The sequence below is a fragment of the Gordonia sp. 852002-50395_SCH5434458 genome (genome assembly GCF_001665905.1).
Taxonomy (GTDB): Bacteria; Actinomycetota; Actinomycetes; order Mycobacteriales; family Mycobacteriaceae; genus Gordonia; species Gordonia jacobaea.
Genome location: NZ_LZTC01000048.1, coordinates 25,216 through 48,953 on the forward strand (window position 1 = coordinate 25,216; position 23,738 = coordinate 48,953).

General features: G+C 65.6%; 25 protein-coding genes. 9 read left to right on the forward strand and 16 right to left on the reverse strand.

Features of this window, described 5'->3' with window-relative positions; genetic code table 11:
• Window positions 1-84: 84 nt before the first annotated feature.
• The 3 genes from A5785_RS11265 (at window position 85) to A5785_RS11275 (ending at window position 3,010) form a co-directional block, all read left to right on the forward strand.
• Window positions 85-1,176, forward strand: coding sequence for an alpha/beta hydrolase family protein (locus A5785_RS11265; protein ID WP_231894154.1), 1,092 nt, complete (start codon window positions 85-87; stop codon window positions 1,174-1,176).
• A 60-nt stretch (window positions 1,177-1,236) separates the two neighbouring features.
• Complete coding sequence (locus tag A5785_RS11270) at window positions 1,237-2,016, forward strand: SGNH/GDSL hydrolase family protein (RefSeq protein ID WP_231894153.1); 780 nt, start codon at window positions 1,237-1,239, stop codon at window positions 2,014-2,016.
• 124 nt (window positions 2,017-2,140) lie between these two features.
• Window positions 2,141-3,010 (forward strand): 1,4-dihydroxy-2-naphthoate polyprenyltransferase, encoded by an 870-nt coding sequence (locus A5785_RS11275; RefSeq protein ID WP_064866525.1) that lies wholly within the window; start codon window positions 2,141-2,143, stop codon window positions 3,008-3,010.
• A gap of 240 nt (window positions 3,011-3,250) precedes the next feature.
• Here the strand turns inward: A5785_RS11275 and A5785_RS11280 are convergent, their stop codons facing one another.
• From A5785_RS11280 to A5785_RS11310, 7 genes are all read right to left on the reverse strand, one after another.
• Window positions 3,251-4,285: a type IV toxin-antitoxin system AbiEi family antitoxin domain-containing protein gene (locus A5785_RS11280; protein ID WP_064866527.1), complete on the reverse strand. Its 1,035-nt coding sequence runs from the start codon at window positions 4,283-4,285 to the stop codon at window positions 3,251-3,253.
• 157 nt (window positions 4,286-4,442) lie between these two features.
• Window positions 4,443-5,357, reverse strand: coding sequence for a Clp protease N-terminal domain-containing protein (locus A5785_RS11285; RefSeq protein ID WP_064866529.1), 915 nt, complete (start codon window positions 5,355-5,357; stop codon window positions 4,443-4,445).
• A gap of 22 nt (window positions 5,358-5,379) precedes the next feature.
• Window positions 5,380-5,610, reverse strand: a complete 231-nt coding sequence (locus A5785_RS11290; RefSeq protein WP_005208515.1) for a hypothetical protein — start codon at window positions 5,608-5,610, stop codon at window positions 5,380-5,382.
• Window positions 5,611-5,670: 60 nt separating this feature from the next.
• A complete protein-coding gene (locus tag A5785_RS11295) occupies window positions 5,671-8,184 on the reverse strand; it encodes an FtsX-like permease family protein (RefSeq protein WP_152930155.1) in 2,514 nt (837 codons plus the stop codon).
• A complete protein-coding gene (locus A5785_RS11300; RefSeq protein ID WP_197494499.1) occupies window positions 8,174-8,851 on the reverse strand; it encodes an ABC transporter ATP-binding protein in 678 nt (225 codons plus the stop codon). The genes A5785_RS11295 and A5785_RS11300 overlap by 11 nt, the downstream gene beginning before the upstream one ends.
• A 46-nt stretch (window positions 8,852-8,897) precedes the next feature.
• Complete coding sequence (locus tag A5785_RS11305; protein WP_049700798.1) at window positions 8,898-9,272, reverse strand: holo-ACP synthase; 375 nt, start codon at window positions 9,270-9,272, stop codon at window positions 8,898-8,900.
• Window positions 9,269-9,523 carry an acyl carrier protein gene (locus A5785_RS11310; RefSeq protein ID WP_064866531.1) on the reverse strand — a complete coding sequence of 85 codons (255 nt, stop codon included), beginning with the start codon at window positions 9,521-9,523 and terminating at the stop codon, window positions 9,269-9,271. The genes A5785_RS11305 and A5785_RS11310 overlap by 4 nt, the downstream gene beginning before the upstream one ends.
• Window positions 9,524-9,731: 208 nt before the next feature.
• Between A5785_RS11310 and A5785_RS11315 the strand changes: the two genes are divergently transcribed.
• From A5785_RS11315 to A5785_RS11325, 3 genes are read left to right on the forward strand one after another with little or no spacing between them, the layout of a single operon-like run.
• Window positions 9,732-10,871 (forward strand): acyl-CoA dehydrogenase family protein, encoded by a 1,140-nt coding sequence (locus A5785_RS11315; protein ID WP_231894152.1) that lies wholly within the window; start codon window positions 9,732-9,734, stop codon window positions 10,869-10,871.
• 5 nt (window positions 10,872-10,876) lie between these two features.
• The gene (locus A5785_RS11320) at window positions 10,877-11,821 is read left to right on the forward strand and encodes an amino acid--[acyl-carrier-protein] ligase (RefSeq protein ID WP_049700796.1); all 945 of its coding nucleotides are present in this window, start codon (window positions 10,877-10,879) and stop codon (window positions 11,819-11,821) included.
• 3 nt (window positions 11,822-11,824) lie between these two features.
• Window positions 11,825-13,573 (forward strand): hypothetical protein, encoded by a 1,749-nt coding sequence (locus A5785_RS11325; protein WP_049700795.1) that lies wholly within the window; start codon window positions 11,825-11,827, stop codon window positions 13,571-13,573.
• Window positions 13,574-13,581: 8 nt separating this feature from the next.
• On the opposite strand, the gene A5785_RS11330 is transcribed toward A5785_RS11325, so the two are convergent.
• Together A5785_RS11330 and A5785_RS11335 are read right to left on the reverse strand one after the other, a co-directional pair.
• Window positions 13,582-14,733 carry a PLP-dependent cysteine synthase family protein gene (locus A5785_RS11330; protein ID WP_049700794.1) on the reverse strand — a complete coding sequence of 384 codons (1,152 nt, stop codon included), beginning with the start codon at window positions 14,731-14,733 and terminating at the stop codon, window positions 13,582-13,584.
• Window positions 14,734-14,770: 37 nt separating this feature from the next.
• Entirely contained in the window at window positions 14,771-15,133 is a 363-nt protein-coding gene (locus A5785_RS11335; protein ID WP_082937908.1) for a DUF4229 domain-containing protein, read from the reverse strand.
• 166 nt (window positions 15,134-15,299) lie between these two features.
• Here A5785_RS11335 and A5785_RS11340 point away from each other — a divergent pair, with 166 nt between their 5' ends.
• The 3 genes from A5785_RS11340 to A5785_RS11350 all read left to right on the forward strand — a co-directional run bounded on the left by A5785_RS11340 (window position 15,300) and on the right by A5785_RS11350 (window position 16,387).
• Window positions 15,300-15,521, forward strand: a complete 222-nt coding sequence (locus tag A5785_RS11340) for a BldC family transcriptional regulator (protein WP_049700793.1) — start codon at window positions 15,300-15,302, stop codon at window positions 15,519-15,521.
• 69 nt (window positions 15,522-15,590) lie between these two features.
• Complete coding sequence (locus A5785_RS11345) at window positions 15,591-15,794, forward strand: hypothetical protein (protein WP_049700792.1); 204 nt, start codon at window positions 15,591-15,593, stop codon at window positions 15,792-15,794.
• A 125-nt stretch (window positions 15,795-15,919) separates the two neighbouring features.
• Window positions 15,920-16,387 carry a transcriptional regulator gene (locus tag A5785_RS11350; protein WP_064866533.1) on the forward strand — a complete coding sequence of 156 codons (468 nt, stop codon included), beginning with the start codon at window positions 15,920-15,922 and terminating at the stop codon, window positions 16,385-16,387.
• 36 nt (window positions 16,388-16,423) lie between these two features.
• On the opposite strand, the gene ccsB is transcribed toward A5785_RS11350, so the two are convergent.
• The 7 genes from ccsB to A5785_RS11385 form a co-directional block, all read right to left on the reverse strand.
• On the reverse strand, window positions 16,424-17,431 hold the full coding sequence (gene ccsB / locus A5785_RS11355) for a c-type cytochrome biogenesis protein CcsB (protein ID WP_049700791.1): 1,008 nt from the start codon (window positions 17,429-17,431) through the stop codon (window positions 16,424-16,426).
• A 46-nt stretch (window positions 17,432-17,477) separates the two neighbouring features.
• Window positions 17,478-19,139 carry a cytochrome c biogenesis protein ResB gene (gene resB / locus A5785_RS11360; protein ID WP_049700790.1) on the reverse strand — a complete coding sequence of 554 codons (1,662 nt, stop codon included), beginning with the start codon at window positions 19,137-19,139 and terminating at the stop codon, window positions 17,478-17,480.
• A gap of 13 nt (window positions 19,140-19,152) precedes the next feature.
• Window positions 19,153-19,932, reverse strand: a complete 780-nt coding sequence (locus tag A5785_RS11365) for a cytochrome c biogenesis CcdA family protein (RefSeq protein WP_049700789.1) — start codon at window positions 19,930-19,932, stop codon at window positions 19,153-19,155.
• Between the two features lie 5 nt (window positions 19,933-19,937).
• Window positions 19,938-20,543 carry a TlpA family protein disulfide reductase gene (locus A5785_RS11370; RefSeq protein ID WP_049700788.1) on the reverse strand — a complete coding sequence of 202 codons (606 nt, stop codon included), beginning with the start codon at window positions 20,541-20,543 and terminating at the stop codon, window positions 19,938-19,940.
• 14 nt (window positions 20,544-20,557) lie between these two features.
• A complete protein-coding gene (locus A5785_RS11375) occupies window positions 20,558-21,184 on the reverse strand; it encodes a histidine phosphatase family protein (protein WP_064866535.1) in 627 nt (208 codons plus the stop codon).
• Window positions 21,184-22,518: a glutamate-1-semialdehyde 2,1-aminomutase gene (gene hemL, locus A5785_RS11380; RefSeq protein WP_064866537.1), complete on the reverse strand. Its 1,335-nt coding sequence runs from the start codon at window positions 22,516-22,518 to the stop codon at window positions 21,184-21,186. Before hemL ends, A5785_RS11375 begins: the two co-directional genes overlap by 1 nt.
• Window positions 22,519-22,744: 226 nt before the next feature.
• Window positions 22,745-23,680, reverse strand: a complete 936-nt coding sequence (locus tag A5785_RS11385; RefSeq protein WP_064866538.1) for a type IV toxin-antitoxin system AbiEi family antitoxin domain-containing protein — start codon at window positions 23,678-23,680, stop codon at window positions 22,745-22,747.
• Between the last annotated feature and the right edge of the window lie 58 nt (window positions 23,681-23,738).

Genomic DNA, 23,738 nt, shown 5'->3' on the forward strand with positions numbered 1-23,738 from the left:
AGAAAAGCGTTGGTCTTCGCGTGCGCGTGCGTGGTCACGCTGTGCGTGGCTACTGCCTGCGGAAACGACGCATCATCTTCATCAGTGACCAAGACCACACAAGCACGCGGTGACGTGCTCACGACGTCGCCCGGCCTCAACTCGTGGACGGCAGCGCTCCCGCCGCACACCCGTGTCACCCGTTTGAATTACACGTCGACGTCTGGAGTCGACGGCTCGCAGACCGCGGTCACCGGGGCGGTGTTCGTCCCGGGTGGCTCATGGCCCGCGGGCGGGTGGCCACTGATCGCGTTCGCGCATGGCACGACGGGGCTCGCACGCGACTGCGGGCCGTCCGACCATCCGGACATGTTCGGCGAGGTCTCGCTCATCGGCTCGTTCGTCCGCGCGGGATACGCCGTGGTGACCGTCGACTACCAGGGGCTGAGCACCCGCGTCGACGCCCCGCCGCACCCCTACCTCGAGCCGCGGACCGCCGCATACAACGTGATCGACGGCGTACACGCTGCCCGCTCGGTGGAGCCGACGATCGGCGCGAAGTGGGTCGTCGTCGGCCCATCGCAGGGAGGCGCAGCGGCGTGGGCAACAGCCGAGCAGTACGGAAAGTACGAAAACTCAACGCAGACAGGCGAACTCGTCGGAGCCGTCGCGATGTCGCCGGTTCTGGACATGACCGGTTACGCCGACGGCACACTCAACACCGCCCAGCGATTCCTTTATCCCCTGATCGTCGTCGGGGCGTCGCGGGCGGATTCGCGCATCGACCCCGGCACATATCTGCCGGGACTCTCGACGCCCGACGTCGACGCCAGGATGTCTTGTGCCAGCGGTCGGACCGCTCTGGCCGCACAGTCGCACAGCCCCGACGCGCAGGCATTGGGCTCTGCGGCGGCGCAGGACTCATCAGACGCTACTGCGCTGCTTCGAAACACTTTGCAGCGCTTCGCGTTACCGTCGGCACGAACAGACGTGCCCATTCTCGCGATTTACGGCAGCGCCGACGAGATCAACCCTGTGCACGTGACCGAGGCCGCACTTGCGCGAGCCTGCAGCCTCGGAGATAAGGTCGCGCGCGATCGGCGCGAAGGACTCGGACACTCGTTTGATCCGGGCCCCATTCTCGGCGAGTGGATTGGCGCGCGAATGCGTGGTTTGCACGTACAAAGCGACTGTTGACCGACGGGCCGCTATTGTGACCCTTCGGGGCGTGGGCGAGAAGATGGAGTGGTTAATCGCATGGGAAGTCTGCTGAAGCGAATCTGGGCTTCCGCACCGATCTGGGCCTGGGTGGTCATGATCGTCTGTGTTGTCGTGCTGATCGTCGGACTTGTGGTGTCGGGGAACCGCACAAGCGGCGTCAGTTCGACTGCGTCGAGCGGTACGCCATCGGATGCTGCGCCGTCGAGTACCGCACCGACTGCGACCCCGGCGACGGTTGCGTTCATGGACAGCGCGAAGTCGTCGCCCAAGACCCCCAAGACCATTGTGCTGCTCGGTGATGCAACGGGTGCCGATCAGCAGGGCTGGGCGCCGGCGCTCGGTTCGGCGATCAGTAAGGCACTCGACCGGCCGGTCGCCACCAAGTACTGGAACACCTCCACCGAGGCCTACGGACCCATGACCGGCCTCGGCGAGGGCACCAACGGTCCGATCGGTTACTGGAACGGCAGCACCGCGGGCAAGGGCCCCTCGTATGCACAGGAGAACCTCGCGAAGCTGATCCGCCCCGAGGTCACACCCGATCTCATCCTGCTCAACTACGCGAGCACGCCCGATCAGGGCACGCCGCTCGCCGCGCAGGTCCAACCGTTGATCGACCAGCTCACCAAGAAGTATCCGAAGGCCAAGATCGCCGTGATCAAGCAGAGCGTCGAGGGCGCGTCGTCGGATCAGAGCGCCGGATACGCCGCCGCCATGGACGCCGAGGGCATCCAGGTCATCGACGTCCACGGCGCGTTCCCGTCCGACCAGGCGACCAAGGCTGTGCTCACCGCGTTCGGGTTGTCGAGCCAGTAGCCGGGTGCGCTCCTGTGATGGGTGCCTGCTGTGACGGGTGGGCTGCTGTGACCAGTTCACCGTGATCGGGCGCGTCGCCGGTGGTGCCCCGCGTCCGAGCTCACCGTCGGTCTAGGGTTCTAGGGTGGCAACCCCAAAGCAGTGGATCGCCGGGGCGCGACCCCGCACACTCCCCAACGCGATCGCACCCGTCGTAGCCGGTGTCGGCGCAGGCCTGCACATCGGTGGCGTGAACTGGTGGAAGGCTGCGCTGGCCGCAGTTGTCGCTATCGCGTTCATCATCGGCGTGAACTTCTCCAACGACTACTCCGACGGCATCCGCGGCACCGACGACGAGCGCGTCGGCCCGATGCGCCTCGTCGGCTCTGGCGCTGCATCACCGGAGTCGGTCAAGCGCGCGGCGTTCCTCTGCTTCGGGATCGGGGCCGTGTGCGGTCTGGTACTCGCAGCGACGACGGCCTGGTGGCTCGTGATCGTCGGAGCGATCTGTATCGCCGGGGCGTGGTTCTACACCGGAGGGTCGAAGCCGTACGGCTACATCGGGCTCGGCGAGGTCGCGGTGTTCGTCTTCTTCGGGCTCGTCGCGGTGCTGGGGACCGAGTACGTCACCGTCGGGACCGTCGACTGGGTGGGACTGGCGTGCGCGGTCGGGGTCGGCTCGCTCTCGACGGCGGTGCTCGTGGTCAACAACCTGCGCGACATCCCCACCGACCGCGAGTCCGGCAAGAACACCCTGGCCGTGCGCATGGGCGACGGCGCAACCCGACGCTTCTACGGCGTGCTGCTGCTGGTTCCGCTCGTGATGAGCGTCGTACTCGTCGCGGCCACCCCGTGGGCGTTGCTCGGCCTGCTCGCCGCTCCCCTGCTGTGGAAGGCCTACCAGGCGGTCCGCGCCGGAGCCGTCGGCCCGGGGCTCATTCCGTCGCTCGGCGCCACGGGCATGGCCATGCTCGCGTGGGCCGTACTCACGGCCGTCGGGCTGGCGGTCGGGTAGTCCGGCGCGCGTGCGCCCGCAGAAAACTACAGCCCACGGGCGGCGCGCATGTACCGGTACAGGCCAAGGGTCCCAGAGTCGTAACTATCTGCGCGAGTTGATCTGCTCGAAGAACTCGTCGCACGTGAGGATCGTCATCGAGCAGCGACCCGGGGCCCGGGCCCCGACCGGGCCGCAGAAAACTACAGCCCACAGGCGGTGCACATGTACCGGTACAGGCCCACGGCCCCAGAACTGTAACTATCTGCGCGAGTCGAGCTGCTCGAAGAACTCGTCGGACGTCAGGATCGTCGTCGAGCGCCGCCGCGGATTGAGGTGCACCCCGTTGTGGACGGCGCCCATGATCGTCGCCTCGACGTGGGGCCACCGGTTGACCACGTCGTCGTAGGTGAACGGCATGTACACGTAGTTGCCCGCGGCCTGCACCTGGTTTCGACGACGGTCCTCTTGGAAGCTCTCCTTCCCGGAGTGAAACGCATAACCGTCGACCTCGACGACCAGCCTGTCTCCGATCAGCATGTCGACATGCCCGACACCCGGGATGTGTGCGTGCGTCGTCAGCCGTACACCCTTGCGGCGGATACGAACCCGCGTGATCGACTCGATGCCCGACGCAGCCTTGGGGTCGCACTCGTCGAGCAGTCGCCTCACCGACTTCGGCGCACCGTCGAACGCCGAGTGGATCTCCTCGACGGTCGGCACGACGAAGTCGGACTCCGCCTCGTCGTCGCCGCCGGACTCGCCCGCGAGCGTGACTACGCCGCCGGACTTACCCCCGAGGTCACCCGCGCCGCCGGACGTGCCCGCAAGCTCGCCCGCGTCGCTGGGCTTTCCGACGGGTTTGCCTGCGTCGTAACGGTATCGGCGGTGGAGCATCGAGTCGGTGACGACGATCGTCTGCTCGCCGGTCAGGCATCGCAGCGCGTGGCGCAAGGCGGTCACCGGCTCGTCGACCGCGGCGTCGACCCTCATGTGCCCGCCGTACTGGCGGCAGAATCGTCGGGGATGTCGACGATGCGCCGAGGCCGTCCCGCGCACGTGTAATGCCTTGACGCGCGGGGGAATCCAGAACCCGTGCAGCTTGAGCGCCGCCACGCACGTGAGGCAGCCGCCCGCGCGGACCGCCTCGACGACCAGCGGGTCGGCACCATCGGTGGCCATCCAGCCGTGGCGCAGTCGCAGGAGTTGGCCCTCTTCGACGCCGCGTCGAACATCTCTCGGCGACATTCCGTCGCGCAGCAGCTCGGCAACCCGGTGCACTCCGAAGTCATCCATGGCGACACAGTGTGCACCGGATTCGGACACGCGCGGGAAATCCTTCCACAGGGCCTCCTGCGCGCGCAGAAACCTACGACTCAGGGGTGGTCCACCTGTACCGGTACAGGCGGACCACCCCTGGCGTGTAACTTTCTGCGCACGGACAGGCCCGAGATCAAACCTCCGCGTCGACCTCCGGCAGGCTCGCCAGTACGGCGGCCTTGAGATCCTCTGCGCTCGTGGCAGATTCGACGACGGCGCGCGACGCCGGGTCGTTTACCTCCAGGATGCCCAGGAGTAGATACTCGGCGCGGAGCTGGTCGTTGCGCTCACGGGCGATCTCGACCGCAGCCCGGAAAGCGTCCCGGGTCTCGGACGCGAAGCGAGGTCGGCCACCGCGACCGCGCGGGCCGCGCCGTCCGCGACCGGGCTCCCAGGGGCCCCGACCGTCGGACTCGCCGTCGAACTGCCCGGGACCGAACTCGGCACCGAACGGACCCTCGGGCCCGAAGGGGCCCCCAAACGGACCACCCGGGAACGGACCACCCGGGAAGCCCCCGGGGCCTCCGCGACGCGGGTCGAAGCCCTCGCGCGGGTCGAAGCCAGGGCCGAAGCCCCGACCGCGCCCACGGCCGTGACCGTGACCGTGTCCACGGCCCCGACCACGGGGACCCCCGCCACGAGGACCGCAATCGCGACCACGCGGACCACGGCCACGCTCGGGTCGCTCGGCCCAGCCTTCGGAGAGGTCGTCGCCGAAGCGGTCGCGCACGGCGGCGCGGACCTTGTCGAGGTCGATCCCGATGCTCTTGACAGCCTCGCGATCCTCCTCGTAGCGTTCGGCGGCGCTCTGCTCGGCGGCTTGCTCCTCGTCGGCGTCGTTTTCTTCGTGGTAAGCCCGCACGACGTCGCGCGCCGCGTCGAGCTTCAGACCCTGCTCACCGAGCAGCCCGAACAACGGCGAACGCGCGTTGCACAGCATGCCAAGGATGAGGTGGTCGTTGCCGAGCTGGCGATGTCCCAGGTCGGCGGCTTCTTGCGTGGCAAATGCCAGCATCATCTTGTCGTCTCGACTGAATCGTCCAAACATGATGGTTCTCCTTTCGGCCCTCTCAGGCCTCACGTTGTGAATGCTTCTGGTGCACGGCCTGGCGGCTGATCTGCAGAATCTCTGCAATCGCCTGCCAGCTCCAGCCCTTGGATCGAGCGTTCGCAACCTGTACTTCCTCGAGCCGGTCAGCCAGGGTCCGCAGTGCGCGGACAGCGGCGAGGCCGATGGCCGGGTCGTCGCTCGCGGCGGCTCCGGCCAGATCTTGCTCTGGTGTCGTTGGTTCGTCGTGCATGATGTCAGGTTATGTTGACACCAGCCCGTTGTCAACAATTATTGACAATCCAATTCGACGCTACTCCTCGACGATCGCCTCGGTGATGTTCATCCGAGCAGCGCGAGCCGCGGGCACAAACGCCCCTACAAGGCACAACACGATCGACACCGCGACGAAGAGCAGAGTCGACGGTCGAGGCGAGTAGGTGATGTCCAGCGACGTCGTCGCGGACAGGATCTTGTCGGCCAAGAAATGCAGGCCAGTACCCATCACGAGCCCGGTGACCGTGCCGACCACCGCTATTGCGCCGGCCTCGGCGACCACCATGCGGGAGATGAATCGACGCGACGCCCCCATCGCGCGCAGCACACCGAGCTCACGACGACGTTCGAGGACCGACAACAACAGTGTGTTGAGCAATGCGATCGCGGCGGCCACCGACACGATCCACTGGATGGCGACAGTGAAGGCACCCGCCTGCTGCGCCTGCTGCTGGGTTGCCGCCAGCGCCTGTGCTCCGGTGTAGACGTATGCGGTCCCCGACAGCGGCAACGGATGCGCGTCGACGATGCGCTGCAACTGCTCTTGCACCGCGGCGCGGTCGGTGCTCGGCTCGACATCGATCTGTAGGTACGTGTCGCCGGTCCGGTTGAACCACTGCGCGAGAAGCGGATTCGACATTGCAGCGGTACCGGAGTCGATGGAGATGTAATCGACGATGTCGCGTACGACGAGGTCGCGATAGCCGGTTGGTGTTGCCAGGCGCAGCGTCGAACCTATGTCGGCGTCGAGGGACCGGGCGAGCACGCTCGACAAGATGATTCCACGACCGTCGAGAACGTCGGAAAGTGCCTGCGGCGTCGTCTTTTTGGTGAACGGCGCCGTCGATCCCGGTTCGAGTCCCTGGACGAGAATCCGAGCCTCACCCACATTGACGTTGGCCCACTGCGCTCCGACAACCCGCGACACTCCCGGCACCGCGCGCACCTCGTCGGCGATCGCGCCGGGTAACGCTGCGCCCGCAGGGATCTCGTCGCGCGGCGTCGACGAGACGTAGAAGTCGGGGTCGCCGAGTCCGTCGAGCGAATGTGAGATCGACGCGACGAGATTGTCGAGCGCACCAGACGTGCCCATTCCCACCGCGATGGCGACCGCAACGGTCATCAGCGTCGCCCAGGCGCGTCGCGGAGCGCGTTCCGTGTTGACCGCAGCGAGTTGTCCAGGACCGCCGAATCGTCGGGCGACCGACACGACGAGCCGCACAAGCGGGCGGGTCAGCGCGAAGCAGACCAGAAGCGCGCCAACGGCATACACCGCGCCGGCGACGATGGCCGGGCGTCCCGGAACATCGACGGCGATGAACCACGATCCGACGAGCAGCGCAACACCAGCGACCGCTGCCAACACAGTCAGCGGTCCGCGCTGCGGACCGGTGTCGGCGACCTGTCCAGACACCATCGCCTCGACCGGCGACACGGCGAACACCGATCGCGCGGCGAGCGAGGTCGCGGCAACACAGGCAAGCACACACGCGATCACCGCGACGACCGGCGCATAGGACGGCAGGTGATAGTCAACGACGATCGAGACCGAATCCCGTTTCGTCGTCGGAACCCGTGAAATGGCCCAGCGGCCGGCGAGGATTCCGATCGGAACGCCGATCAAGCCGCCGACGAACCCGAAGACCGCAGACTCTGCGAGCAGGTCAGAGACCAGATGGGATCGCTTGGCGCCCAACGCGCGAACCATCGCCAACGACGCCCGGCGTGACGCCACAGCCATGTTCATCGTGTTGAACACGAGGAATGCGGCGATCACAAGCGAGATGAGCGACACGAGCAGCGTCGAATCACGGGTCACCGACCCGGCAACCTCAGCTTGTTTCGCGCGGAACCCCGGATCGACCACGACAGCACGCCCATCGACGACGCGCCGCACCTCGTCACGCAGCGTGCCGACATCGACGCCCGGCGCTGCGACGACGAGGATCGACGACACCTTGCCGCTCAGCCCGGTGAGGCGTTGAGCCAAGCCGAGATAGGCGAACATGAAGTCGCCGTTGTTGAGTCCCGCACCGTCGACTACCCGCACCACCCGGACGTCGACTCCGTTGACCGAGAGTCGCTGCCCCAGAGACAAACCCGTACCCGACCCGACGATGACGCCGTCGTCGAGGTCGCCCGGGCTCAGCCCGGTGGCTGCGGCCTCCTGGACACCGCCGGCAAGGGCACGTGCCCGAAAGTCAGATCCCACCAGCGCAATTCGTTTGTCGTCGACGACCGCCGTACCGCGGATGACAGGAACCACCGACTTGGCGTCGGGAACCTGTGCGCGGATATCTCCCGCAACCGACTCGTCGATTCCCGAATCCGCGATCGACGCCACCTCGAGCTGGGCCGTACCGTTGATCGCGGCGTCGAAGTCGCGGATCGACTCGCTCAGTGACCCGTACGTACCGAGTACCGCGATCAACAGCGCCGACGAGACCGCGACCACGATGAGCGAGGTGACCACGCGCAGACGGTGATCACGCAGCTCACGCAGGTTCAGGACCCGCACACGCGTGAGCGCGGCGAACAGCTTAGTCACCATCGGTTGCGACCCTGCCGTCGCGCACGACGATCGTCCGATCGGCGACATCGGCAGCATGCGGATCGTGAGTCACCATGATCACCAAGCGATTCGGCGCGTCGTGCGCAACCTCGGACAGCAGTTCGAGGACAGAGTCTCCGGTGTGGGAGTCGAGGTTGCCGGTCGGCTCGTCAGCGAGGAGGATCGACGGCTCCATCATCAACGAGCGCGCGATCGCGACGCGCTGCATCTGTCCGCCCGACAACTCCGACGGTCGGTGATCGATACGGTTGCCGAGCCCGACGCGGTCGAGAAGCTCGACGGCCCGCGGCTTTGCGCGTCGCAGCGACTGACTGTCGAGAAGCCTTGGTAGCGCGACGTTCTCCCACGCCGACATCGTCGGCACGAGGTTGAAGAACTGAAACACGAACCCGACGCGATGCCTACGGAAGGCCGACGCCGCGTTGTCGTCGAGGCTCGCGAGGTCGACGCCGTCGACCTCGATCGATCCCGACGTCGGGGTGTCGAGTGCCCCGATGATGTGTAGCAGCGTGCTCTTACCCGCGCCCGACGGCCCGACGATGGAGACGAACTGCCCACCGTCGAGCGTGAGGTTCACCCCGTCGAGCGCGCGAACCCGCTCGTCGCCGAGGCGATACTCCCTGACCAGGTCATCGGCTTGCACCACGCATTGCGCCACGCGACCGATGGTATGCGACGCGACGTGCGGTGCATCACACCCCAACGTTGGCGATAACCGTCGCCATCGCATGCGTCGACGTGTGCGACAGCGACAGCGACGGCTCGCGCCAGTTCTTTCGTTCGGCGACAGCAGCCAAGCTTCCGGTCAGCCGAATACCGGGCACCGGACCGTTCATGACGACCTCGATCTCATGCAGCGGGGTCGCAGCGTCGGAGTCGATCAACGTTTTGATGACCGACTCCTTTGCAGCGAAGCGTGCCGCGAGACGCTGTGCGCGCGTGGGCCCTTCGCATCGCGCGAGCTCGGCATCGGTGAAGACGCGCCGTAGATAGCGGTCTCCGAACGCTTCGATCGAGACACTCACATCAGCGACGTCGACAAGGTCGCAGCCGACGACGAGGCTCATACTCCGGCAGCGACGAGGGTGCTCAGCGCCGAGGCAAGGCTGTTAACGCTGGAGAAGGTCGACTTCTTCAGAATCTCCTCGGGAAACTCGACGTCGTAAAGATCTTCGAGTCCCAACATGACGTTCACGGTTGCGTGTGACGTCAAGCCGACGGTGAATAGGTCGGTATCGTCCGACACCTCTTCTGCTGCGACCGTTAGTTTTCCATACTTGTCCAGTATGCCCCGAATGTCGCTTTTGTTGATTTCCATTGTTCCCTCCCGAGCCGAACATGATCCCCACCGATGATTAAGCTGCAAAACCTGGCGTTGCAGATGTCACATCGTGCTCGTATACTACAGGCGCATTGAAAAATGGACCACAGGGGGAAAGACAGGTCCGTGCATTTGGGGGATTTATCAGTCCGTGAATCCCGCTCCGTTTTCGCATTTTGGGAGGAATGTGTTGACCACAGGAGAATTGGATTCTGCATGCGCGTTGGACGCTTCGACGGTCGTCGAGGTTGCCGCAGCTGCTGCCGATGATGTCGATCGCAATGGACGCTTTCCACGCGAGGCCGTCGACGCACTGCGCCAGAACGGGCTCTTGTCGGCATCCCTGCCGGTAGAGTTCGGCGGACGTGGAAGCTCGATCAGCGAACTCGCAAGAGTGACAAGACAACTCGGAGCTGCCTGCAGTTCGACCGCGATGATTTTTGCCATGCACCACTCGCAGGCACTGACTCTTCGCTTCCACGCCGCGACACCCGCTGCGGCCGATCTGGCTCGCGAAGTCGCACGCACCGAAGCGCTACTCGCCTCCGCGACCACTGAGATCACCACGGGCGGTGACGTGCGGTCCTCGACTTGCGCCGTACAGACAAATGGCGATCGTGTCCATCTCGAAAAGAATGCACCGGTCATTTCCTACGGCGAGTATGCGGACTACATCTGCACCACCGCGCGGCGCAACAGCGACAGTCCGCCCGGAGACCAGGTGCTTGTCGTCTGTCCGCGCGCCGAGACCGAGCTCACCAAGACCTCGGAGTGGGACACCCTCGGCTTCCGCGGTACCTGCAGCCCCGGCTTCATCCTCACGGCCGACACCAGCGTCGATAACGTGATTCCCGTTGACTACTCCATCATCTCCGCGCACACCATGCAGCCGTCGTCGCATACGTTGTGGGCTGCGGCGTGGCTCGGCATGGCCGACGCCGCAATAGCCAAGGCGCGCACCGAAGTTCGTGCCGCCGCGCGCAAGACGCCTGGCACGACGCCGCCCCAAGCGACTCGACTCGCCGACCTCCTCGAACTGCATCAGCGATTCGAGAGCTCGGTTTCCGACGGCATCGCACAATACGAAGAATTCCTCGCGGCCGGACACCTCGAACCGACCATCGGATTCTCGGTCACGATGAATAATCTCAAACTGACTGCGTCGACGGCCGTCGTCGAAATCGTTGCAGGTGCACTGACCATCTGCGGCATCAACGGTTACCGCGAGAATCACCGCGCCTCGATGGGGCGTTTGCTTCGCGACTCATACGGACCAGCACTCATGGTTTCCAACGACCGGATCCGGGCGAACAATTCGCAACTGGTCCTCGCACTACGGGGGTAATCCAATTGACTGACCAACTCATCGTCGACCTTCCGGTCGCGCATCGCCAGTTCCGTGATCAACTGATCGCAGCGGGACATCTCATTCCCTCCGGCCTCGACGGCCTATATGGCCGCGGTGCCGAATACGAGGCTGCTTTCGCCGGGGTCGACCGCATCATGTGGCAGGCGGGCGTCGACGCCCACGGCGAGGAGAACATCACGCGCTTCCGGTTCCCGCCGATCTTCCCTCGGGAGGCATACGAGAAGACCGACTACATCGCGTCGTTCCCGCAGCTGACCGGGGCCATCTCCACCTTCACCGGCGGCTCGGCAGAGCACCGTTCGCTGCTTCTCGACCGAGAAGCCGGCCTGCCGTGGGACGGCCACCTCTCGTCGGCGGGCACCATGCTCGTCTCGGCGGCGTGCCACCCGCTGTACTCGACGCTGCCGAACACGTTGCCAGAGGGCGGATCTCGCTACAACGTGCACGGATACTGCTTCCGCCACGAGCCGTCCGACGACCCGCTGCGCATGCAGGCCTTCCGCATGCAGGAGTTCGTGTACGTCGGCGACCCCGAGGGCGCGAAAGAACACCGCGCGACCTGGACGCGGGTGGCCCACGAGATCTTCGTCAAACTTCACCTGCTCGCCGACGACGTTCCCGCCAACGACCCGTTCTTCGGCCGTACCGGCAAGATGCTCGCGTCGAATCAGCTCGAGGAGAACCTGAAAACCGAACTGGTCGTGCGCCTGTACGGCGACCTCGACGACGGCACCGCCCTGCTGTCGTGCAACAACCACCAGGACCACTTCGGAACCGGTTTCGACATCTCCACCGCAGACGGCGAGCCTGCACACAGCGCGTGCGTCGGTATTGGCATGGACCGGATTACGTTGGCGCTGTTTGCTATTCATGGGATCGACAGCTCCGATTGGCCTGTCGAAGTTCGCGCAGCACTTGCGCTCTAGTCCATGAAGATCGTCAACGCACCGACCTACCTGTCGTCAGATGCCGGCCCGCTCTTCGGCGTATATACCTACCCCGAGGACGGGCTGGTTCGCGGCGCGGTACTGGTGTGCCCACCGCTGGGGAAGGAACTCAACCACACCTGGCGTGGCTTCAAACGGCTGGCCGAGTTCCTTGCAGCACAGCGCCTGCTTGTCCTCCGAATCGACTACACGGGGACGGGTGAGTCCGCGGGTTCTCAAGAAGATCCGTCAGCCGTGGACCTCTGGGATGACAGCATCACCACGGCATTCGATCATCTCGTGCGAATGGGTGCCGGACCGATTTGCGTGATTGCACACCGCAGTGGCGCGCTCTTGGCGCCGTCCAACGAACGAGTCCAGCAGGGCGCGCAAAGCCTCGTGCTCTGGGATCCGATCCAGCGCGGCCGGCACTTCATCCGGACGCAGCAGATGCTCTACGCGGTCCTCGCTGAAGGCCAAGATGCACCGACCCCGGGTTCCGAAGAATTGGTTCACCTGGCCGGGCTGACGCTCCACCGCGATGCCGCGCGCGCGTTCTCCCGTAAGACCCTCGATCCTGCGGCAGTTCTCGGCCAGCGACAGGGGAACGTTCTCGCGTTGATTCCGGACGACGAACGGGATTCGTCGCTGGCGCAGACAATCACCGCTGCAGGAGGCACGGTCACAGGGCTGAGCGATCAAGCCCCGTTCATCCAGGCAACCGAAGCACTTCTCATCGATTTCCCGGAGGAACTCGAACACATCCAACAGTGGGTGTCCCGACACATGCCCACGCAGCGAAGGCGAGTCGAACCCGTTCCGGTCACCGAGGCGGTTGTGGCAACGACGCCAGACGGTCGCGCGATACAGACACGGGTGCGCACGACCCGCGACGGCATCGTCGTGTGGGATACCGCTTTGGCAGGTACCCACGGAACCGCCGACCGCGTACTCATCCCCCACCCGATCGGCCACGACATCCGCAGCGGCCCAGCCAGGTTGTACCTCGAGCTCGCGAACGACGTCGCGGCCCGAGGCGGCCGTACCGTCCGTTTCGACAGGCGGGGCGTCGGAGAGTCCGGCACGACGTCGACCGACGACACGTTCGTGAAGTTGTTCACGCGTTCATACATCCGCGACGGTAACCGAATTCTGGACGAGCTCAACCTCTCTCGAATTCACGTCATCGCTCACCTGGGGATCTGCGCCGGAAATTGGATGTCGGCCCACGCCGCGATCGAGACGGCACATCGACAGTCGGCGCGATCGCGAACCGTTGCCGTGATCGCCAACGTCAACCGGTGGGATGTCTGGCCCAACGTGCCACTACCGTTCCTGCACGGGTCGAACTCGGCTGCAGCAAGGCTGGAACTCCAGCGGCAGCGGGTGGTCTTCCGTGGAATACGGGACCTCACTGACGTATCCGGGAGGATTCGGTCCATCCGCTTGCGTGCCGCGTTAGCGCGATTGCGGGTCTTCCAGATGCCGGAGACGATGATCGCTCATGTGCAACGCGCCGGTGCCGACGTTCGACTCATCCTCGCTCCGAACGACTATCGGCAGTTCACGCGTCTGGGTGGGCCACGAGCGCTAGCCCGCCTCGGCATCTCGATACCCGTCGCCGATCTCGCCTACGGCGATCACAGCGGCTACCACATGCCGACACGAGAGCTCTTGAAAGCCAACGCACTTCGAGCTCTCGGACTGCACGACAACACCTCGAGAGAGATCGCCGGCCCCGAGTCGGCGTGACGCGGCGATCAGCCCGTCCACTCCCCAGTCCGGTAGAACTCGTCTAGAACTGCGGTGGGCGGCGCGAGGTCGAAGCCTTGCGCTGCGACCCAGTCGTCGTCGAAATAGGTTGTGGCGTAACGGTCGCCGGAGTCGCACAGTAGCGAGACAACGCTGCCAGCACGGCGCTGCGCGACCATCTCCGAGATCACCTGCGCGACACCCCACATGTTGGTTCCCGTCGACGCGCCGACGCGACGCCCGAGGCGATCCGACAGATGGCGTGTGGCCGCGATCGACGCGGCGTCGGGTACGCCGATCATGCGGTCGATGACCTGCGACACGAACGACGGCTCGACGCGCGGCCGACCGATGCCCTCGATCCGCGAGCCGGTCTCCGATCGCAGCGATCCGTCGCCGGTCTCGTACGCGGGCAGGAATACCGAGTTCTCCGGGTCGACGACGGCCAGCCACGTCGGATGCCTGCGGTAGCGCAGGTAGCGGCCAAGCGTCGCCGACGTTCCACCCGTACCGGCACCCACCACGATCCACGTGGGCACCGGATGATCCTCGGTGGCCATCTGCGCGAAGATCGACTCCGCGATGTTGTTGTTCCCACGCCAGTCGGTTGCGCGTTCGGCCATCGTGAACTGGTCGATGAAATGTCCGCCGAGTTCGCCCTCGAGCCGCAGCGCCTCGTCGTACACATCCGACGCACGCTCGACGAAGTGGCAGCGACCGCCCTCGCGTTCGATCAGCGCTGTCTTGGCGGGTGACGTTCCCGACGTCATCACGGCGATGAACGGCACCCCGATCAGATGCGCGAAGTACGCCTCGCTGACCGCCGTCGATCCCGATGACGCCTCGATCACCGTGGTGCCCTCGGTGATCCACCCGTTGCAGATCGCATACAGGAACAGCGAACGGGCCAGCCGATGCTTCAGCGAGCCCGTGGGGTGTGTGCTTTCGTCCTTCAGATAGAGGTCGACGCCGACCTCGGTGCCCGGAGCACCGTTGCTTCCGTCGTCGATCCAGCGCGACCATCCCGGAAGCTCGCAGCGCAGCAGGTGCGTATCGGCACTGCGCCGTGCGTCGGCCTCGATCAGTCGCACGGCGTTGTCGGCCCAGCGTCGATCTGTGCGATGGTCGACGGTTCGCGCCGGGTCGAGAGTGGCACTCATCGGATGTTCGGCGGGTCTAGGGGCCGTGGTCTAGGGCTCATTTGCCGTCTGCCCCACGCAGGCGCGTCTGGAGGTCGTCGTGTTTACGACGGCGCTCGGCGTCGACCGCGGCGATCTGGGTGTTGACGCGCACGCGCAGTTTCTTGAACAACACCATGCCCAACGGAAGCGCGATGAGGACACCGAACACCGCGGCTACCAACAGCGGCACGGTGACGCCCGCGAGCGCACCGATTCCCATGATGATCGCGGCCACGACCACCACCAGTAGCAGTCGCGCCACGGTGTAGAGAAGGATCGAGACGAGCAACGTTCCCATGCCCACACGGCTCTGACCTGCGATGTCTGTGTTGTCTGGTTTGTGCGTACCCGCTTGAGTGGGCTCCTGCTTGTCGGTCACATGTTCAGGATACTTGGGTGCATAATCGGTGTTTGCAGGTCACAGGCACCTTTTGACTCTCTTTACCTCGTAATGACGGTTCGAGTACCTGGGCGTTTTGCGTGTATTCATGTCTCAACGCGCAATCACCGCGCGTCTTTGGAAGAGAAACCCGAAGGGGAGAACAATGACCGCTCTCAGCCCTGGTGTAGCCACCGTCATCACCCCCGGCCTCGCAAGCCAGCACACACTGACCCCCGGCCAGGTTGCCGCGATGTTCAACGTGAACCCCAAGACCGTCGCACGGTGGGCGAGCTCGGGCATTCTCGGGTCGATTCGTACCCCCGGCGGCCATCGTCGTTTCCGCGAGGAGGACGTCGTCGCACTTCTCAATCGTCGCGTCGGATAGTCACCACGCGCCGCTGGGCTCACCGATCTCCCACACCGGGGCGCGTACCCTGGTTGATGGGAGGTTGCCATGACGTTTCTTTTGGCCATCGTCGGCTTGGCCGCGATCGGTTTTCTGTTGTGGCGCGCGTTTGGGCCCGCTCTGGCAGAACGACGTGACACGACGACGGGGAGGCCGACGTCTCGCAGCCACGGACCCGTAGGGCCCGACGACGACGCGGATTTCCTTCGCGATCTCGACAGGCGCACGCGAGGACCCAACGACGAACTGTGACGCACCCTGCACCGGGGATGCACGACGCACACCTACATGGTGTGGGTACGATTGCGGTCCGTAGCAGACACAGCGCCAGGGGGAATAGCGTCATCGACATCGACACGTCGGGCGAGTTCTGAATCATGACCACTCGCCCGGGCACGGCTCCCGACGGCGACGACAGTTTCGCCGCCAAACTGGCCGAACTGTTTGAGCATTCTCGCGATGAAGACGGCCGACGGTATACCGGTAAGCGGATCGCGGAGAAAGCCAATCAGCACGGCCACTCGTTGAGCGACGCCTACATTTCGCAGTTGCGCACAGGTAAGGCGCGTACGCCGTCGTTCAAGACAGTGGAGGCCATCGCGAGCGCCTTCGAGGTCAGCGTGACGTACTTCCTCTCAAATCCTTCCGAGGACCTCGACCGTGTGCAGCGGCAGCGCGACTACGTCGAGATGCTCGCCACGACTGAGACTCATCTGTCCGGGGTCGACCTGGCAAGCCTCTGCCCCGACACCATCGACGTCATGATCGATCTGCTCAAAATGGTTCGCGCACAAGCGTTGTCAGAGCGCAGCGCGCGGACAACCGGTGGGCACCGTTCCGCTTAGGCGGGCTACTTCACCGCTTCGCGTAGGCGGGCGCTGTCACAGGCCGGCGTAGGAATGCAGGCCGGAGACGACCAGGTTGATGATGAACAGGTTGAACAGCAGCGCCACGAATCCGGCGACGTTGATCCATGCCGCGGTGCTGTTGCGCCATCCGGCAGTTGCGCGGGCGTGCAGGTATGCGGCGTAGATGATCCACGCGATGAACGAGACGGTTTCTTTCGGGTCCCAGCCCCAGAAGCGGCCCCATGCCGACTCGGCCCAGATGGCGCCGAACACGATTCCCAGCCCGAAGAGCGGGAACCCGAACACCACGCACTTGTAGGCGAGACGGTCGAGTGCCTCTGCGGTCGGGATGTGGGCGACAAGTCGACGCAGTCCGCCGACGACGCCGCCACCGGTCTCGGAGACGTTCTCGGCCGACGCTCCCCAGCGCATCTTGACCAGGTACAGGATGCTGGCGACGCCGGAGACGAGCAGCACACCCGAGCTGATCGAGATGATCGAGACGTGGATGGCCAGCCAGTACGACTTGAGCGCTGGAACGACGGGCGCGGCCTGTGTGTAGAGCCACCGGCCCGCGATGAACATCAGCAGGGTGACCGGGAGCAGCACGAAAGCCAGTAGCGGGCGGTTGATCTGCTTACGCAGGATGACGAGCCCGGCGACCACGCACGCGGCGCAGGTCAGCGAGATGAACTCGTACATGTTGCCCCAGGGGGCGCGGTCGGTGGCGAGTCCGCGGGTGACGATCGACGCGATGTGCGCGATGAGTCCGACGAACACGACCGGATAGGCCATGTTGCCGATCTTCTCCGACAGCGTGCGCGGAGCGGGACCCTCGATCTTGCCGGGGGCGCGCTGCGTCGTCGAACCGCCTCCCGCTGCGACCAGTTCTTTGGCCGCGGTGAGCTTTCGAGAGCGTGCTCCTGCGAGTGCGGCGAGGAACATGAGCATCGCCAGGACGTAGATGGTGATCGCCGTACCGAACAGAAGGTCGGAGTAGCGCGCCAACGTTTCGTCGATCTGGTCTGTTCCGTTACCCATCGCTGGCCCTATCTCTACTGCTGCAGTCTGCTGGAAGCGTCCGCGACTACAGGCGTCGTAGTCTCCTGTTGTCGTCGGTGAGCAGGCCGCGTGCCTGCTCGTCGAAGCCCTCGCCCCAGCCGGCCTGGTCGGTGCGAGCCAGTCCGGCAATCTCTACTACCGTACGTCGTCGGTCGCCGTTGTCCGAGTCGGGCACCAGACGCGCCCAGATCCTGCGTCGTTTGACGATCAGCGAGACCACCAACCCGACCAGCATCACGATCGACGACACGAGCACCCAGGTCTGCGCCGGATCGTGCGAGACCTGGACGGAGATCCAGCGCTTGTAGCCGTCGAAGCTGACCTTGGTGCCGTCGGGAAGGCTCGCGCTCTCGCCGATCTTCAGGTTCGCCTGGGCCTCACGGTTGAGCCTGCCCTGGTGCATCATCGTGGGGTCCAGCGAGTAGGCGTTCTGCGCACGGCCGGTGTCGAGGCCGGTGTCACCACGGTAGATACGGATCGCGACCTGCGGGTCGTTCGGCTCCGGCGACGACGAACTGAGCAGCGTGCCGTCGTAGCTCGCCGTCGGCGCGAAAAGTCCCTCGAGGGCGATCTGATTCTTGCGGCGGGTGTCCTCGTCGGGATACAGGCCAGCCGGGGTGTCGAAGCGGGCAGCGCCCGACGACAGCATGGTCTGCATCACTTCGGGGATGAACAGGGCGGTCTGCGTGCGCTTTTCCCCGTTCGGGAAGGTCACGGTGAAGGTCGGCGCGAAGCCGTTGCCCAGCACGTACACGCGATCGCCCGAGACGCGCAGCGGATCGTTGACGCGCACCGAGCGCTCCTGCCACTGCGACGACGGTGTGCGCGGGTCGGTGGTGTAGCGGATCTTCGCGTCGTACATCGACGGCTGACCGTTGGGAAGGAAGGTCGCGGAGAAGTCGTCGACGCGGATGCAGAACGGTGAGAGGTTGGTGCCGTCGACCAGCGCGCCCGCACGGAACGAGTCGTAGACCGCCGTCGACGTGTTGCACAATCCCTGCTCGCCGTCGGCGACGAGACTGCGCGTGCCCTCATAGCCGTACACCTTGCCCACCGCGATGGACACGAGCAGCGCCAACAGCGCGAAATGGAAGACCAGATTGCCGAATTCGCGCAGGTATCCCTTCTCGGCCGACACTTCGACGCAGCCGTCCGGATATGCCTTCGACGGCTCGCGCACGGTGATCTCGCGTCGCCAGCCACGCAGGTTGCCCGAGATGCGTTCGGCGAGTTCGGCGGGCTCGCCGTCGACCGTCTCGGTGATGTGTCGCGGCATGCGCGACAGATTGCGAGGTGCGGCAACGGGTTTGGCGCGAAGACTCTTGGCGTGCTCGATGATGCGCGGGGTGAGACAACCAACCAGCGAGATGAACAGCAGGACGTAGATGGCCGTGAACCACGCGCTCTTGAAGACGTCGAAGAGCTGGATCTTGTCCATCCACTCCCCGAGCCAGCCGTGGTCGGAGATGTACTGAAGTGTCTTCTGCTCGTTGAGTTCTCGCTGCGGCAGCAGTGCACCGGGGATCGCGGCGAGCGCGAGCAGGAACAACAACACCAACGCGGTACGCATCGACGTGAGGCTGCGCCAGAGGTTGCGCAGCGGCCACAGCACCCGACGCTTGACCCAGTGCGGACGCTGCGGGGCCTGCGGCGCGGGGGTGGACGGTCGGTCGATGGTCTGTGTCATGTTCGCCCTGCTTCTATACCGGAAGCTCGGTGTCGGAGATGAAAGCGTCGCGGACCCACACGATGAACTGGTCCCACAAGCCGGTGACGAGAGCCACTCCGACCGCGATCAGCATGATGCCGCCGACAATCTGGATGAGTCGGGCGTGCGTGCGCAACCAGCCGAGGCTGCGCAGTGCCCACGCGGACGAGAACGCGAGAATGACGAACGGAATGCCGAGGCCTGCGCAGTACGCGATGATCAGCGCGACGCCCTTCGCAGCGGTCGCGCCCTGCGTGCCACTCGCGGTGGCGATGACCGCGGCGAGTGTGGGACCGAGGCACGGGGTCCAGCCGAGCGCGAAGACCGCGCCGAGCAGTGGGGCTCCGACGATGTTGGAGACGTTGCGCGGCGCGAAGCGGAACTCGCGCTGCATCATCGGGACGAGTCCGATGAAGACGAGGCCCATCACGATCGTCACCACCCCGCCGATGCGTTGCAGCACATCATGATTGACGATCACGGTGCTCGTGATACCGAGGACCGTCGCCGTCGCGGCGACGAAGACCACCGTGAAGCCGAGGACGAACAGCGCCGCCGCGATCGCCACCCGTGAACGTCCCCGCTTGGGCGACTCACCGACCGTCACCGCGGGCGCCTCTGCCCCGACGAGGCCTGCGAGGTACGAAAGGTAGCCGGGGACAAGCGGCACCACGCACGGGGACGCGAAGGAGACGAGCCCGGCGATCACGCACGCGGCAAGCGCCAACAGCAGCGGACCGCTGGTGACCGTGTCGGCGAAAGTTTGTCCCATTCCGCTCACGGCTGCTTTCCGGAGTCTTCCGCGGCGATCTTCTTCACCATCGCGTCGAGTTCGTCGGCGCTGACCGTGCGCAGGTAGACCGCGGCCGGACGGTGCTGCCGGTCGAGGACGACGGTCGTCGGGACGACCGAGGTGGGTGTGGTCATCGAGGCGAGCGTCGCGCCATCGAAGTCGTAGATCGAGGGGTACCCGACCTTGCGGTCGGCGACGAAGTCTTTGGCCGACTGTCGGTCGTCGCGCAGGTTGATGCCGACGAAGGCGACGCCGTTGTCCTTGTTCTGGTCGTAGACGGTCTCGAGGTCGTCGGCCTCTGCGCGGCACGGAGCGCACCACGAGCCCCACACGTTGACCACCGTGACCTTGCCCGCGAAGTCCTTGTCGACGTCGATCTGCTTGTCGGTCACGAGGTCGGGGCCGATGAGGTCGGCGATCGGCTTGCGCTCGGATTCGGGGTAGGTGATCGTCGTCTGTCCCCCCGGCGACACGAATTGGAAGGTGTCGCCCTGCGCCACTGCGTCATTACCTCCGCTGCAGCCGCTGAGCAGCACGCCGAGCGCGGTCAGCACGGCGAACAGAGCTGCGGTGAAGGTCTTACTGCGCATGTGTCGAATCCGGCTCATGCCCCGGTGGCGAGCGGGTCGGAATGCCCGGCGGGTTCGGAGTAGATGATGTCGACGAGAGCGTCGTCGTCGTAGATGAGACTGGTCAGCGATGCCAGTGAGCACTGACGACGGCGGGGGTCGTGCCAGAGACGCTGGCCCTCGAGGAAGCGTCGAAGGGTGTAGACGGGCAATTGGTGGCTGACGCAGACGGCCTCGTGGCCGCGAGCGGCGTCGCGCGCCTTGTTGGCGGCCGCGAGCATGCGGTGCGCGAGCTGGATGTAGGGCTCGCCCCACGACGGGGTGAACGGGTCGCGCAGCTTGACCCAGTGTCGGGGCTTGCTCAGCGCGCCGTCGCCGACGGAGACCTTGAGGCCCTCGAAGACGTTCTCGGCCTCGATGAGTTGATCGTTGGTGAAGATCGGCAGTCCGTGTGCTGCGGCGATCGGGGTGGCAGTCTCCTGTGCGCGCTGCAGTGGGGAGGCGAAGACCGCGGTGACGTCGTGGTCGGCGAGCGTGCCCGCGACCTTCTCCGCCTGAGCGCGGCCGGTCGTCGACAGGCGGAATCCGGGCAAACGGCCGTAGAGGATGCCGTCCGGGTTGTGCACCTCTCCGTGGCGCATCATGTGGACGATCGTGTGCATCAGTCGGACTCCCCCGATTGCGTGGCGTGCGCTGCAGCGCGGGCTGCGGCCGGCAGCGCGTCAGCGATTCGACCAAAAGCATCCTCGTCCAGCGCCGCAGAGACAAACCAGGCTTCGAATGCGCTCGGCGGTGCGTACACGCCCGCGTCGAGCAGCGCGTGGAAGAAGGGCGCGAAACGCCAGGTCTCGGTGTTTTTGACCGCGGCGTAGTCGGTGATCGGCGTCGAGGTGTCGGAGGTGAAGAACACACTGAGCAGGTTGCCCGCCATCTGCACCCGGTGGCCGACGCCCGCGTCGGTGAGCGCCTCGGCGAACAGCGCGGCCAGCTTGTTGGCGTTGGCGTCGAGTGCGGTGTAGACGTCGGCGTCGGCGTGGCGGAGCGTCGCGAGTCCTGCGGCGACGGCGACAGGGTTACCGCTGAGCGTGCCCGCCTGATAGACGGGCCCGGTGGGTGCGAGGTTCTCCATGATGTCGGTGCGACCGCCGAACGCCGCAGCGGGCAGTCCGCCGCTCATCACCTTGCCGAAGGTGTAGAGGTCGGCAGCGACGCCTTCGAGGCCGTACCAGCCTGCGGGGCTGACACGGAAACCCGTCATGACCTCGTCGATGATGAAGAGCGCGCCGTGGCGCCTGGTGAGATCGCGCAGGCCGGCGTTGAAACCGTCGACAGGGGCGACCGCGCCCATATTGCCGGCCGCGGCCTCGGTGATCACGGCTGCGATCTCGTCTCCGTAGGTGGCGAACGCTTCGGCCACGGCGTCGAGATTGTTGTAGGGCAGGACGATGGTGTCGTGTGCCGCCGCACCCGTGACGCCGGGCGTCGTCGGCAGGCCGAGCGTCGCGATACCGGAGCCCGCGTCGGCGAGCAGCGCGTCGACGTGACCGTGGTAGCAGCCGGAGAACTTGATGATCTTCGAGCGTCCGGTTGCGCCGCGCGCGAGGCGGATCGCCGACATCGTCGCCTCGGTGCCGGAGTTGACCAAGCGGACACGCTCGACCGGATCGACACGGTCGATGATCTCTTCGGCGAGTTCGATCTCGCCCTCGGTCGGCGCGCCGAAGGAAAGTCCGTGCGCCGCCGTCTTCTGCACGGCCTCCACGACCGCGGGGTGCGCGTGGCCGAGGATCATCGGCCCCCAGGAGGAGACGAGGTCGACGTAGTCGTTGCCGTCGACATCCGTCAGATGACAGCCCTGCGCTGAGGCGATGAATCGCGGAGTGCCGCCGACCGCCGAGAACGCGCGCACGGGCGAATTGACCCCACCGGGCGTCGCATCCTGGGCCCGACGGAACAATTCAGTTGAACGGGCTGCGACCTCAGCGGAACTCCTCACGGCCTACAGTGTTCCAAACCGCAACGATCGGCGACAATTCGCCCTGGTCAGGCCGCGCAGGCACTCGGATAGCGGCTGCATCGCGCGCCGCCGGGTTGGAGAAACTCGCCGGGTCGCGGGCCGCAAACTACGTACACAATCCGGTCGCCAGCGCGAGGCCACGACAATAATTGTCTCGGCGCCCCGCTGACGTCACAGTTGTGTACGGACCCGGTCCTCGCGGGGTTCAGCATCCCGTGAAGTCGGGATCGTCCCAGTAGCCGAGGGCGTGATCGGCGCCGGAGTCGGCCGCCTGGCGCGCCAGCTCGGGCGGCTCGGCCAGCGATTTGAGGTGGTCGCGTCGGCGGATCATCGCGAGAAGCGTGTCGACCACTTCGTCCCACGTGAACATCAGCCGCTTGTACGAGATCCGCCACGGGATGTAGCCGAGACGGTGAGCGGTCTCGTCTCGGACCCGGTCCTTCTCGCGTTGCTCCGACGATTTGTCGTGGTAGGCGACGCTGTCGACCTCGACGATCAGCCTCTTTCCGATCAAGAAGTCGACCCTGCCGATCCCGGGAATCTCCACCTGAGTCTCGAACGCGATCCCCAGCGTGGTCAGGCGGAACCCGAAGATGGACTCGGCCCCGGAGTCGAGGCAGTCGACGCACCGGTCGAGGAGTCGCCGGATTCGGACGGGCATCGACGAGAACAACGCCTGTAGGTCGGTGAACTCGAGCAGCCCCTGATGCAGCACGGAATCGCACGCGGCGACGATGCCCTCTTCGTTGAAGCAACGGACCGCGTACTGCAGCGCCGTGGCCACGTCGTCGAGCGGGTAGACCTCCCGTGACGCCCGTCCGTAGCGAGTACACGCGTGATGTGTGCCGGCAGATCCGCGCACGGCGACGTTTCGACCGCGCACGTGCACGAGGTCGCCGTACGGGGCAACCCACACGCCGTGCAGATCGAGTGCGCTGGCACAGGTGCAGACTCCGCCCGCGCTCACCGCCGAGACGACCGTCGGGTCCGCGAACGAGGAGGCGTACCAGCCTCGACGCAGAAGGCGCAGGTCTCCAGCGTCGACCATTCGCCGTACCTGCGCCTGGCTGAAGTCGCGGCGGGTCAGCTCAGCCCAGGAGAAGACGCCGCGCCACTGGTCGCTGTGCTCGAGTCCGGTCACGAACCACAGCGTCTCGCGCGGATCGCTGCGAATAAGTGGTGAAGCCGGCGAGATGGGC